This is a genomic window from Methylobacterium sp. E-065, assembly GCF_022829605.1.
In the GTDB taxonomy this organism is placed as follows: domain Bacteria; phylum Pseudomonadota; class Alphaproteobacteria; order Rhizobiales; family Beijerinckiaceae; genus Methylobacterium.
This window is the reverse complement of the sequence record NZ_JAKSYD010000253.1, coordinates 1-12936: the sequence shown is the minus strand read 5'-3', so window position 1 is coordinate 12936 and position 12936 is coordinate 1. Positions and strand designations below refer to the sequence as shown.

Below are 12936 nucleotides of genomic sequence, written 5' to 3'. Positions count from 1 at the left end.
GATATGCTAGCTCTGAGCATAAATCTTTTGCGGCGCGGTGTCATGGTGCGCCGCGGAAGGCGATCGACTCAGCAGAAGGTCGCGGGATCGGGCCCGATGCGGCCGTCGGGCCGGTCGAGGGCAGTGATCTGATCCATCTCCTGGGTGGAGAGTTCGAAATCGAACAGCGCGATGTTCTCGATGATGCGCTCGGGCCGCGCCGTCTTCGGGATCGCGACGCAGCCGATCTGCACCTGCCAGCGCAGGACCACCTGGGCGGCGGTCTTTCCATGCGCCTTCGCGATCGCGAGAATGGCCGGGTCGTTCAGCTCCTTGCCCTGGCCGAGCGGACTCCAGGATTCAGTCACGATCCCGTGACGGGCATCCTCAGTTCGCGGCGCCTTGCGCTGAAAATGCGGGTGCAGCTCGATTTGATTCACCGCCGGGGTGACGCCAGTCTCAGCGACGAGCGTGGCGAGGTGCTCGGGCGTGAAGTTCGAGACGCCGATCGACTTCGCGCGGCCCTCCTTCTGAAGCTCGATCAGGGTCTTCCAGGTCTCGACGAACAGGCGCCGCTGCGGGCACGGCCAGTGGATCAGGTAAAGATCGACATAGGGCAGACCGAGGCGTTTCAGGCTCTCGTCGAAAGCCCGCCGCGCTTCGTCGCGGCCCTGGCGATCGTTCCAGAGCTTGGTGGTGAGGACGATCTCGTCGCGCGAAACCTGTGTGTCGCGGACAGCGCGGCCGACGCCGGCCTCGTTGCCGTAGGCCGCCGCGGTGTCGATCAGGCGGTAGCCGGCCTTGAGCGCCTTGCCGACAAGGTCGGGCGCCTGCGCATCGGAGAGCTGCCAGCAGCCGTAGCCGATCTGCGGGATGCGGCGCCCGTCATTGAGGACAAGGGTCGGGACGGTCTCGGCCATGCTGGGATCTCGCGGATGAGTCTCGATCTGGCCAAATGATGGTGGCGTGAGACGTTCCGAAGCAACCTCGTCCCGGCGCGCAGTGAAGCGATGGGGGACGGCCGATCCGTGTCATCCGATCGGGTTCTGAGAAGCCGCCTGCCCGCGTTGAACGGGCGCAGTCTGGACCGGATCTAATCCGTCGAGCGCGGCGTTGGCACGCTGGATACCAGGCTGCGCCGCGCTGTGACGCGCTGCGCCCGGGCGGGATAGCAGCATGACCGACGAGACCCCGAAGGCGCCGTTCACACTGACGCGGCGCGCCCTTGTGGAGGGCTGCGCCGCGGCCGGGGCGCTCGGCGCCCTGGGCTTCCGTCCGGCAACCGCCCTCGCCGCGCCGGGCGACCCTGTGCCCCAGACCATGCCGATGCGGCTTACCGTCAACGGCCAGCCGCACGACCTCGTCCTCGATACGCGCACCACCCTGCTCGACGCGCTGCGCGAGCATCTGGCGCTCACCGGCACGAAGAAAGGCTGCGACCACGGCCAGTGCGGCGCCTGCACGGTGCTGGTCGACGGACGACGCATCAATTCCTGCCTGACGCTCGCGGCGATGCACGAGGGCGATCAGGTCACCACGATCGAGGGGTTGGCGACAGGCGATCAGCTGCACCCGATGCAGGCCGCCTTCCTGGAGCATGACGGGTTCCAGTGCGGCTACTGCACGCCGGGCCAGATCTGCTCCTCGGTCGGCATGCTCAGCGAGGCCAAGGCCGGCTGGCCGAGCCACGTCACCGAGGATGTCGCCGCGACCCCGACGCTCAGCGACGCCGAGATCCGCGAGCGGATGAGCGGCAATCTCTGCCGCTGCAGCGCCTACCCGAACATCGTCGCGGCGATCCGCGACACCGCCGCCAGCAACCTCTGAGGGGCCGGACATGAAGGCCTTCACGTACGAGCGTCCCACGACTGTGCAGGATGCCGCCAAGCTCGCGGCCGAGCGGCCGAACGCCAAGTTCATCGCGGGCGGTACCAACCTCCTCGACCTGATGAAGCTCCAGATCGAGACCCCGGCGACCCTGATCGACGTCAACCGGCTGCCTCTCGGCACGGTCGAGGCCACACAGGATGGCGGGTTGCGCATCGGCGCCCTGGTGCGCAACTCCGACCTCGCGGCCGACCCGCGGGTCCGGAAGGACTACGCGGTTCTCGCCAAGGCGCTGCTGGCCGGCGCCTCGGGGCAGCTGCGCAACAAGGCGACCACCGCCGGCAACCTGCTCCAGCGGACCCGCTGCTACTACTTCTACGACACGGCGATGCCCTGCAATAAGCGCGAGCCCGGCTCCGGCTGCTCGGCGATCGGCGGTTTCAACCGGATCATGGCGATCGTCGGCGCAAGTGAAGCCTGCATCGCCACCAACCCGTCCGACATGGCGGTCGCCATGCGGGCGCTGGACGCCACCGTCGAGACGATGAACCCTGACGGTGCGGCGCGCAGCATCCCGATCGCCGACTTCCACAAGCTCCCGGGCGACACCCCGCAGATCGAGACCGAGCTGCGCAAGGGCGAGATCATCACCGCCGTGACGCTGCCGAAGCCGGTGGCCGGCCTGCACATCTACCGGAAGGTCCGCGATCGGGCGTCCTACGCCTTCGCCACCGTCTCGGTGGCCGCCGTGATCGCAGGGGCCGAAGGCGGCAAGCCGCAGGCCGCGCGCCTCGCCTTCGGCGGGCTGGCGCACAAGCCCTGGCGGGTGGCCAAGGCCGAGACGGCTCTGGTGCAGACCGGTTCGGCGGACGCCGCCGCCGACGCGGTGCTCAAAGGCGCCCGCGGCTACGGCAGCAACGACTTCAAGATCCCGCTGACCCGTCGGACCCTGCGCGCCGTCGTGGCGCAGGCGACCCGCGCTTAAATCCCGGCAAGGACCGTTCCCATGGAGATGAATCAGCCGATCGGCCTGACGCCGCTCGACGACCGTCCCGACGGCCTCGTCGGCAAGCCGCTCAGCCGGGTCGAAGGCAAGCTCAAGGTCATGGGCCACGTGCCCTACGCGTACGAGACCCGGGCGCTCAAGAACCCCGCCTACGGCTACATCGTGCCGGCGACGATCGCGTCCGGCACGATCCGGTCGATCGACGCCGACGCCGCGCGCAAGGCGCCGGGCACGATCCTGGTCCTGACCCATGAGAACGTGCCCGAGCAGGGCGGGAAGAAGGAGCAGGTCTGGCCGCAGCTCCAGGGCACGGCGGTGAAGTTCTACGGGCAGCCGGTCGCCTTCGTGGTGGCGGAGACCTTCGAGCAGGCCCGCGCCGCGGCGATGATGGTCAAGGTGCGGTACGAGGTGGCCAAACCCAAGGGGCTGCTGAAGGACAGCTTGGCCTCGGCCTACGAGCCGAAGCCGGGCAACTCGCCGCCCGATTCCAAGCTCGGCGATTTCGACACGGCCTTCGCGGCGGCGCCCGTGAAGCTCGATGTGGAATACGTCACGCCGAACCAGATCCACGCGCAGATGGAGCCCCATGCCACCGTCGCGTCGTGGGAGGGCGATGGCGTGGTGCTCTACACCGCCAACCAGATGCCGAATCGCGGCCAGAAGGCACTGGGCTCGGTGCTGAAGCTGCCACCCGAGAAGGTGCGGATCGTCAGCCCCTATATCGGCGGCGGATTCGGCGCGAAGCTGCAGGTCCAGCCGGAGGCGACGCTGGCGATCCTGGCCTCGAAGGTCGTGAAGCGCCCTGTGAAGGTTGCACTGACCCGCCAGCAGGAATTTCACGTCGCCACCCACCGAACCGACACGATCCAACGCATCCGGCTGGGTGCCGATAAGGATGGGCGCCTCTCGGCGATCGGCCATGAATCGTGGTCCGACACCGCTGAAGGCGACGGCTTCTTCGAGACCTCGGCCAACGTCACTCGGTCGCTCTACGCGGCGCAGAACCGGGTCACGCGCCACCGGCTTGTGAACCTCAACATGCCGATCGCCTCCTCGATGCGCGCGCCTGGCGAGGCCGTCGGCCAGCTTGCCTTCGAATGCGCCATGGATGAGCTGGCCGAGCAGCTGAAGATCGATCCGGTCGAGCTGCGGGTGCGCAACGAGCCGGCCGAGGATCCCGAGAAGAAGGTGCCGTTCTCGACCCGGCAGCTCGTGCCCTGCATGCGCGAGGGTGCCCGCCTGTTCGGTTGGGACAAGCGGCAAGCGACAGGCAGCCGGCGCGAGGGCAACTGGCTCGTCGGCATGGGCATGTCGGCCGCCGCCCGTCTCAACCCGCTGATGCCGTCCGCCGCCAAGGTCCGGCTCGGGTCGGACGGCGTGCTGGTCGTGCAGATGGCGATGACCGATCCCGGCACCGGCACCTACACGATCCTCACCCAGATCGCCGGCGAAATGCTGGGCCTGCCGCCCGAGCGCGTGCGGGTCGAGATCGGCGACACGAATTTCCCGATGGCTTCTGGGTCAGGCGGTTCGTTCGGCGCAGCCTCGGCGGGCTCCGCGCTCTACGTCGCCTGCGACAACCTCCGGCAGGCTCTGCTCAAGGCCGGCGACCTCAATGCCGACGGGGCGACGTTCCGGGACGGGGCCGTCACGTCGGGCAACCGCACCGAGGCGCTGACCGACCTCGCCGGATCGGGGCTCGAAGCGTCCGGCGAGATCAAGCCGGGCGAGATGAAGGAGAAATTCTCGCAGTATTCCTACGGCGCGCATTTCGCCGAGGTGGGTGTCGACGTCGATACCGGTGAGATCCGGCTGCGGCGGATGCTCGGCGTGTTCACCGGCGGACGCATCCTCAACGCCAAGACGGCCCGCAGCCAGGCGATCGGCGGCATGACCTTCGGGGTCGGCGCGGCCTTGATGGAAGATGCGGTGGTCGATCCACGCTACAGCTACTTCGTCAACCACGACCTCGCCGAGTACCATGTGCCGGTCCACGCCGACATTCCGGAGATCGACGCGGTGTTCCTGCCGGAGCTCGACGACAAGACCAACCCGCTGAAGAGCAAGGGTCTCGGCGAGCTCGGCATCTGCGGTGCCGGGGCCTCGCTCGCGAATGCGATCTACAATGCGACCGGGATCCGCGTGCGCGAGTACCCGCTGACGCTCGACAAGATGCTCAAGGGCTTCGAGGAGCAGGAGGGCCAGGCCCAGCGGCGGACGTGAGGCGCTTTACTGCGGGACCACAGGGTAGTGGTCCCGTGGGCTGTATAGCGGTGGACAATGGGGATGATCGTCTCCGAGACTTGACATGTTCCAGTTTTGTTCCAGCATGGACGCCCGCCACTCATGCGAGTCGGCGGGCGTCCGCTTTTCCGTGCCTCGGCCCGGGAGAAGCGGCCGTCGGCTAAGCTTCGGTAACCATACCGTGGCCAAGGTCGTGCGGTGTGATCCTGGTGCGCCCGCCGCGGCGCTTGATACGGAGTCGTCCGCCGATGGCCCTGCCCAATGCGCTCACGGCCAAGCTCGAAACGGTCCAGGCCGAGTACCGCGTCGCCCCGCACAACATCGATGCGGAGCAGGCGCTGCTGGGCGCGATCCTGGTGAACAACGACGCCTATTATCGGGTGTCGGACTTCCTGCTGCCTGAGCATTTCATGGAGGATGCCCACCAGCAGATCTACACGGTGGCGGCCTCGCTGATTCGGGCCGGCAAGCTCGCCACGCCCATCACCATGAAGACCTATCTGGGCGACGCCGATTTCGGCGGCCAGACGGTGATGCAATACCTCGCCCGGCTCGCCGCCGACGCCACCACGGTGATCAACGCGGGCGATTACGGCCGCGCGATCTACGATCTCGCGATCCGCCGGCGCCTGATCACGATCGGCGAGGATCTGGTCAACGGCGCCTACGAGGCCCCGGTCGAGCAGGCGCCGCGGGAGCAGATCGAGGAGACCGAGCGGCGGCTCTACGAACTCGCTGAGGCCGGACGCTACGACGGCGGCTTCCAGAAATTCTCGGACGCGCTGACCGCCGCGGTCGACATGGCCGCCAAAGCCTATCAGCGCGACGGCAAGCTCTCGGGCATCGCCACGGGCCTGTCCGACCTCGACGCCAAGATGGGCGGCCTGCAGCCGTCCGATCTGATCATCCTGGCGGGCCGTCCGGCGATGGGCAAGACCTCGCTGGTGACCAACATCGCCTTCAACATCGCCAAGGCCTATCGTGGCGAGAAGCAGCCGGACGGCACGACCAAGACCGTGAACGGCGGCATCGTGGGCTTCTTCTCGCTCGAAATGTCGGCTGAGCAGCTGGCGACCCGTATCATCGCCGAGCAATCGGGCGTGCCTTCCTACAAGATCCGCCGCGGCGACATCCGGCCCGAGGACTTCTACAAGATCACCGATGCCGCCCGGGACATGCAGACGATCCCGTTCTACATCGACCAGAGCGGCGGCATCTCGATCGCCCAGCTTTCCGCGCGCGCCCGGCGCCTGAAGCGGCAGAAGGGCCTCGACCTGCTGATCGTGGATTATCTGCAGCTGCTCTCGGGCTCCGGCAAGCGCAGCGACAACCGCGTGCAGGAGATGACCGAGATCACCACCGGCATGAAGGCGCTGGCCAAGGAGCTGGCGGTGCCGGTGATCGGCCTGTCGCAGCTCTCCCGTCAGGTCGAGAACCGCGACGACAAGCGTCCCCAGCTCTCGGACCTGCGTGAATCGGGCTCGATCGAGCAGGACGCCGACGTGGTGATGTTCGTGTTCCGCGAGGAATATTACGTCGGCAACAAGAAGCCCCGCGAAGGCACGGAGGAGTTCTTCGCCTGGGAAGCAGAGATGCAGCGCGTCCACGGCAAGGCCGAGGTGATCCTCGGCAAGCAGCGTCACGGCCCGACCGGTACGGTGGAATTGCAGTTCGACGCCAACATTACCCGGTTCTCGAACCTCGCGCAGACGGATCGGATCCCCGAACAGATGTAAGCGCCCCCGAGGCGGCACCGAACGCCCTAACGCGAACCATCGCCGAATCCGCTCGTTGAGCGAGGACGATTGTCCCGCCGCCGCAGGAGCGACGATGAGCGAGCCGACCCCTCCGAAGATGCCCTATTGGCACGTCTACACCGACGCGGAAGGGGTGAGCCGCCAGGAGCTGTTCCACCTCGAACGGTTCAAGTTCGAGGGCATCAACCCCGAAACCGCGCCGCAGTGGAACGACAAGATGGATCCCGCCCCCTCCGTCGTTACCTTCACGGTCCTGCCGGTGGGCTGGGTCGGTGAATGGCATGAGAACCCGCGCCCGCAATGGATCGCGATCCTCTCCGGCCGCTGGTTCGTGGAGACCATGGATGGCCACCGGGTCGAGATGGGCCCGGGCGAGCTGATGATGGGCGAGGATCAGAACACGAAGGCGCGCGATGGCCGGAAGGGTCACCTGTCCGGCACGGTCGGCGACGAACCCTGCACGATGATCGTAACCGGCCTTCAGGTCGAGCCGACGGTGAATCAACCGGGTCGCTTCAAGTAGGGCCGCGCCATGGACGGGTTCGAGTTCACGCAGCCACGCTTCAAGGCCTACGTTCTGCCCAATGCGCCCCTGGAGAAACTCGCCGACGGTTTACGCTGGACCGAGGGGCCGGTCTTCTTCGGCGACCGGGACGAATTGCTCTTCTCCGATCTGCCCAACAACCGGGTGATGCGTTGGGCCGCCTCGGCGGGCCTCAGCGTCTACCGCGAGGCCGGCGACTTCGAGAACGGCCATGCCCGCGACCGGCAGGGCCGACTGTTGTCCTGCTCGCATCGCGGCCGGCGCATCCATCGGACCGAGCTCGACGGCAGCATCACCGGCCTTGTCGAGCGCTACCAGGGGCGGCGCCTGAACTCGCCCAACGACATCGTCTGCAAGTCGGACGGGACGATCTGGTTCTCCGATCCGCCCTACGGCATCCAGACCGACTACGAGGGCGGCAAGCAGGAATCCGAGCTGCCTGCCGCACTCTATCGGTTCGACCCGCGGGACGGCTCGCTGCGGGTGGCGGCGGATGATTTCCAGGGGCCGAACGGTCTGTGTTTCTCCCCCGACGAGCGCCAGCTCTACATCGTGGAGACGGGGCTGCAATTCGCGCCCGACCCGGTGCAGCACGTGCGCGCCTTCGACGTGGATGACGATGGCGGCTTGTGCGGGGGCGACGTGCTCTTCAAGATCGCGCCAGGCAATGCTGACGGGATCCGCTGCGACGAGCACGGCAATATCTGGTCGAGCGCCGGTGACGGGGTCCATTGCATCGATCCCGGCGGCGCGCTGGTCGGCAAGATCCTGGTTCCCTCGACGGTGGCCAATCTCGCCTTCGGCGGCCGCAACAACAGCCGGCTGTTCCTATGCGCCTCGCAAGCGCTCTACGCGATCTACGTCAATGTCCGCGGAGCATCGCTTCTGTGACCGGCGTGCGCGCGATCGTCGGATTCGGCCGTACCGTCGCGGACCTTGCGGCCACGGAGGCGTTCTATCGGGACGCGCTCGGATTCGCGCGGGTCGCCCCGCCGGAGCCTGTGCCGGTCGCCCAGGCGGAAGCGATGGGTCTCTCAGATCGCCGGCCGACGCAGCTGCGCATGCGGCTCGGGGCGCAGAGCGTGACCTTCCTCACGGTCGATCCGCCCGGCGCGCCCTACCCGGCCGATGCCGCGGCGACCGACCCGTTCTTCCAGCACTTCGCGATCCCCGTCCGCAACATGGATGCCGCGATGGCACAGCTCGCCCAGGTCGGCCCAACGCCGATCAGCCGCGACGGCGCTCAGCGCCTGCCAGCCTCCTCGGGGGGCGTGGCCGCCTACAAGTTCCGAGACCCAGACGGGCATCCGCTGGAGCTGATTGAGTTCCCGGACGGGCCGCCGGCCGCGCGCTGGCGGGACGCGCCTGGCCTGTTCCTCGGCATCGACCATTCGGCGATCACCATCACCGACCTCGACGCCGCCCTCGCCTTTCTGACCGGACCGCTGGGCCTCACGGTAGCGCAGCGCGGGCTGAACCAGGGCCCGGAGCAGGCGCGCCTCGACGGCGTGGACGATCCGAAGGTCGACGTGATTGCGCTGGAGCCGCCGGAACCGGCGCCGCACGTGGAGCTGCTGCATTACCGCGCGCCAGCCACGCAGCGGCAGAACTTGTACGGCCCCGCCGACCGCGCCGCGACCCACACCGTTTTCTCGACGGCCGACCCGAAAGGCCTCGTGCGACGCCTGGGCGAGGCCGGACTGTCGCCACGGGCTTCCGCGGACGGCGCAGCAATCTATTGCGCCGGACCGGACGGACACGGCTTCCTGTTCTTGCCGGCCTGATGCCTCGCCTCCGGCAAAGCTTCATGTGGGCTTGACGCGCCGCCCCTCCGGCGTCCAATCCGGCCGCCCCGGAGGTGAGACCGATGCCGTTCCTCGCCCTGCCCTTTCCGGCCATCGATCCGGTGGCGCTCGCGATCGGGCCGATCACAATCAAATGGTACGCGCTCGCCTACATCGCCGGCTTGATCGGCGGCTGGTATTACGCACGCCGCCTCGTCATGGTGGACAGTCTCTGGGGCGTGGTGAAACGCCCGCAGGTGGTAGATATCGACGATCTCGTCGTCTGGGTGGCGCTCGGCGTCGTGCTGGGCGGGCGGATCGGCTACGTCCTGTTCTACAACCTGCCGATGTACATCGCCGATCCGTGGGAGATCCTGGCGATCCGCAATGGCGGCATGTCGTTTCACGGCGGGTTCATCGGGGCAATCCTTGCCTTCCTGCTGTTCGCCCGATCCAAGGGTCTGAACGGCTACACGCTGCTCGATATCGGCGCCGTGGTCGTCCCGATCGGCCTGTTCTTCGGCCGCATTGCCAATTTCGTGAACGGCGAGCTCTGGGGCCGCGTCGCGCCCGACTTCCCCTACGCAATCGTGTTTCCAAGCGGCGGGCCGCTCCCGCGCCATCCGAGCCAGCTCTACGAGGCGGCCACCGAGGGCCTGCTGCTGTTCATCGTGATGGCGATCAGCGTCCGCCGGTTCGGCTTTCGCAAGCCCGGGCTGCTCGGCGGCATCTTCGTCCTGGGCTACGCCCTGGCCCGGACGGTCTGCGAATTCTTCCGCGAGCCGGACCGGCAGCTCGGCTTCCTGTTCGGTGACCATCTCGGGCCCATGGGGGGCGGCGTGACCATGGGCATGCTGCTCTGCGTGCCGATGATGATCGTCGGCCTCACCTACATCGTGCTGGCGGCAACCGGCCGGACGCGCCCGCGTCACCCGGTCGAGGCGCCGGTCGCCGAGGAGGCGCGCAAGGCGCCCGTCGGGGCGTGACGCCGCTGGCGGCGGAGATCGCAGCGCTGATCCGCCAGAACGGTCCGATCGGCATCGACCGCTACATGGCGCTCTGCCTGGGCCACCCGGTCCATGGCTATTACCGCACCCGCGATCCCCTGGGTGCGCAGGGCGACTTCACGACGGCGCCCGAGATCAGCCAGATGTTCGGCGAGTTGATCGGGGCCTGGACCGCCTACGTGCACGGATTGATGGGTCGGCCGGATCCCCTGGCTCTGATCGAACTCGGCCCCGGCCGCGGCACGCTGATGGCGGATGCCCTACGCACGCTCCGGGCCGCCGCGCCGGGCTTGCGCGTCGCGCCCCACCTCGTCGAGACCAGCCCGGTGCTGCGGGCGGTGCAGGAACGAACCCTCGCCGGCACGGGCGCGCATTGGCACGACGGCCTCGAGTCCCTCCCTGTAGGACCCGCGATCATCCTGGCCAACGAGTTCTTCGACTGCCTGCCGGTCCTCCAGTTCGTGCGGGGGCCAGCGGGATGGCACGCGCGTCAGGTCGGCCTCGACGTGCAGGGCGGCTTCACCTTCGGGCTCGCGCCGGAGCCAACTCCGGGCCTCGACGCCGATGGGCCGGAGGGCGCGCTGCTCAGCGTGCCGAGCGCGGGCCTCGCCGTCATCCGCGCGCTGGCGCAGCGGTTTCGCACGGCGGGCGGCGCGTTGCTGATGCTCGATTACGGCCATGTCCGCCCCGGCTTCGGCGACACGCTCCAGGCGATGACCCGACACGGCTTTACCGATCCGTTGGCGGCGCCCGGCGAGGCCGATCTGACGCACCATGTCGATTTCGCCGCCCTGTCCAAAGCGGCCGTAAGTGCCGGCGCCCGGGCCCATGGACCGGTCGATCAGGGCGAGTTCCTGCTGAGCCTCGGCCTGCGTCAACGCGCGGAGCGGCTCAAGGCCCGCGCCACGGCAAGCCAGGCCGCGCAGATCGACGCGGCGGTCGCGCGGCTGACGGATCCCGGACGGACCGGGATGGGCAGCCTGTTCAAGGTTCTGGCGGTGAGCGGCCCGGATCTGGGGCCGCTCCCGGGTTTTCCGGATCCGTGACGTCGGAGGCGTTCAGCCGAACGAACCGAAACCGGAATCGGTCTGGTTTGCCGGCCGCGGGCTCGGCGGAGCCGGCGGGTTCGGATCGTTCGGGTCGAAAGCGGCAGGCTCGCGCGTGACGGAATGCGCGGGCGGGTTCGGGCTGCGGGGCGCTTCGGCCACCGGCTTGGACGTGTCCTTCAGGGCTTCGGACTCGATCCCGTGCGTCATTGCGATCCTTCTCAGCATGAGGCCGGTGCCGGCCTCATATTGCATTGCAGCAAGAATCTGACGTCTGAGCGACATCGTCAAGGGGCCGCCCGTGCGCTATCGGAGCGCCACCCCGGAGCCGGTCCGGACGCTCGTCCGGACTCATGGAGGATCGACCGTGACCGCAGGCCTGTTGATCGAAGCGCCGGAACTCTCCGCGTGCGCAGGCATCCGCCATGCCTTCTTCACCCGCCGCGGCGGCGTATCGGAGGGCAACTATACCTCCTTGAACGGAGGTCTCGGCTCTCAGGACGCGCCGGAGCACGTGATCGAGAACCGGGCGCGGATGTGCGCGCAGCTCGGGCTGCCGGCCGACCGGCTCGTGAGTCTGTACCAAGTTCACTCGGCCGAGGCCGTCACCGTCGAGGCGCCCTTCGCGCCGACCGAACGGCCCCGGGCGGACGCCATGGTGACGCGTATGGAGGGGCTGGCGCTCGGCATCGCCACCGCCGATTGTGGCCCGATCCTGTTCGCCGATCCCGCAGAGGGGGTGGTCGGGGCTGCCCATGCCGGCTGGAAGGGCGCGCTGACCGGGGTGATCGAAGCGACGGTGACCGCCATGGAGGCCCTGGGCGCCCGGCGGCATCGGATCGTCGCGGTGCTCGGACCGACGATCAGCCAGCGCTCCTATGAGGTTGGCCCGGATTTCATCGCACGCTTCCGGAACGAGGCCCCGGGAATGGACCGCTTCCTCGGCACCGGCGCCCGCGCGGATCATGCCCAGTTCGACCTGCCGGGCTTCATCCTGGCCCGGCTCGCCGAGGCCGAGGTGGCCGAGGCCGCAGCCCTGAACCTCTGCACCTACGCGGACGCCGAACGCTTCTACAGCTATCGCCGGGCGACGCACCGGGGCGAGCCGGATTACGGACGCCTGATCTCCGCCATCACGCTCGCACCCTGAAATACGCCGGTTCGGGAGCTTGGCCGGAACTGGAAAGGGGGTGCGACAATTTGTCGATCGGCCGGCTCGAGAAAAAGCGTAGCCGTAACTGAACCTTGGCAATTCAAGTGCGTTGTGGGGTCAAGGTGCCGGGGAAAAACGGCGGGTTGCCATAAGGGGCCGCGTGAGCGGTCGGCGACACCGCAGAGCGCAAAGCAACCCTGGAACCGCTGGAACGCAACCCGATCCATGTCCTGCGTCCGTCCGCTCTCGGCCGGTGCGGGACGACCAGTGAGGACCAGATGATCAAGAAGCTTCTTCTCGCGAGCGCCGCCACGGCTCTCCTGACCGGCGCCGCTTCGGCCGCCGACCTGCCACGCCGCGCCGCCCCGCCGCCCGTGTTCACCCCCGTGCCGGTGTTCACCTGGACCGGCGCCTACTTCGGTATCAACGCCGGCTACGCCTTCGACGCTTCCAGCCGCTCCACCGGCAACAGCTTCGGCGTGCCCTTCCCCTACGCCACCCCCGGCACCGTCGCCACCTTCCGCAACAACAGCCAGGACGGCTTCTCCGGCGGCGCCCAGATCGGCTACAACTTCCAGCTGACCCCGGG

12 protein-coding genes and 1 pseudogene are annotated in these 12936 nt (G+C 68.2%); 11 read left to right on the top strand and 2 right to left on the bottom strand.

Translation table 11 applies throughout. From position 1 onward, the window contains the following. Positions 1–68: 68 nt before the first annotated feature. Positions 69–899, bottom strand: a complete 831-nt coding sequence (locus tag MKK84_RS28675; protein WP_243925480.1) for an aldo/keto reductase — start codon at positions 897–899, stop codon at positions 69–71. Positions 900–1155: 256 nt separating this feature from the next. Here MKK84_RS28675 and paoA point away from each other — a divergent pair, with 256 nt between their 5' ends. From paoA to MKK84_RS28630, 9 genes are all read left to right on the top strand, one after another. Beyond that, the gene (paoA, locus tag MKK84_RS28670; protein WP_243925478.1) at positions 1156–1806 is read left to right on the top strand and encodes an aldehyde dehydrogenase iron-sulfur subunit PaoA; all 651 of its coding nucleotides are present in this window, start codon (positions 1156–1158) and stop codon (positions 1804–1806) included. A 10-nt stretch (positions 1807–1816) separates the two neighbouring features. Continuing rightward, complete coding sequence (locus MKK84_RS28665; RefSeq protein ID WP_243925476.1) at positions 1817–2791, top strand: FAD binding domain-containing protein; 975 nt, start codon at positions 1817–1819, stop codon at positions 2789–2791. Positions 2792–2812: 21 nt separating this feature from the next. Continuing rightward, entirely contained in the window at positions 2813–5035 is a 2223-nt protein-coding gene (locus MKK84_RS28660) for a xanthine dehydrogenase family protein molybdopterin-binding subunit (RefSeq protein WP_243925474.1), read from the top strand. 269 nt (positions 5036–5304) lie between these two features. Continuing rightward, on the top strand, positions 5305–6792 hold the full coding sequence (locus MKK84_RS28655) for a replicative DNA helicase (RefSeq protein ID WP_243925472.1): 1488 nt from the start codon (positions 5305–5307) through the stop codon (positions 6790–6792). Between the two features lie 94 nt (positions 6793–6886). Beyond that, positions 6887–7336 carry a cupin domain-containing protein gene (locus tag MKK84_RS28650; protein ID WP_243925471.1) on the top strand — a complete coding sequence of 150 codons (450 nt, stop codon included), beginning with the start codon at positions 6887–6889 and terminating at the stop codon, positions 7334–7336. A 9-nt stretch (positions 7337–7345) separates the two neighbouring features. After that, entirely contained in the window at positions 7346–8248 is a 903-nt protein-coding gene (locus tag MKK84_RS28645) for an SMP-30/gluconolactonase/LRE family protein (RefSeq protein WP_243925469.1), read from the top strand. Then, positions 8245–9141 (top strand): VOC family protein, encoded by an 897-nt coding sequence (locus tag MKK84_RS28640; protein WP_243925468.1) that lies wholly within the window; start codon positions 8245–8247, stop codon positions 9139–9141. The genes MKK84_RS28645 and MKK84_RS28640 overlap by 4 nt, the downstream gene beginning before the upstream one ends. 83 nt (positions 9142–9224) lie before the next feature. Then, a complete protein-coding gene (lgt, locus tag MKK84_RS28635; protein WP_243925466.1) occupies positions 9225–10127 on the top strand; it encodes a prolipoprotein diacylglyceryl transferase in 903 nt (300 codons plus the stop codon). Beyond that, positions 10124–11194, top strand: a complete 1071-nt coding sequence (locus MKK84_RS28630; RefSeq protein ID WP_243925463.1) for a class I SAM-dependent methyltransferase — start codon at positions 10124–10126, stop codon at positions 11192–11194. The genes lgt and MKK84_RS28630 overlap by 4 nt, the downstream gene beginning before the upstream one ends. 12 nt (positions 11195–11206) lie before the next feature. On the opposite strand, the gene MKK84_RS28625 is transcribed toward MKK84_RS28630, so the two are convergent. Then, complete coding sequence (locus MKK84_RS28625) at positions 11207–11485, bottom strand: fibronectin-attachment protein (FAP) (RefSeq protein WP_243925461.1); 279 nt, start codon at positions 11483–11485, stop codon at positions 11207–11209. Between the two features lie 88 nt (positions 11486–11573). On the opposite strand from MKK84_RS28625, the gene pgeF reads away from it, so the two are divergent. Together pgeF and MKK84_RS28615 are read left to right on the top strand one after the other, a co-directional pair. Further along, positions 11574–12344 (top strand): peptidoglycan editing factor PgeF, encoded by a 771-nt coding sequence (pgeF, locus tag MKK84_RS28620; RefSeq protein WP_243925682.1) that lies wholly within the window; start codon positions 11574–11576, stop codon positions 12342–12344. 281 nt (positions 12345–12625) lie between these two features. Further along, positions 12626–12936: pseudogene (locus tag MKK84_RS28615) on the top strand (porin family protein); the annotation flags it as partial.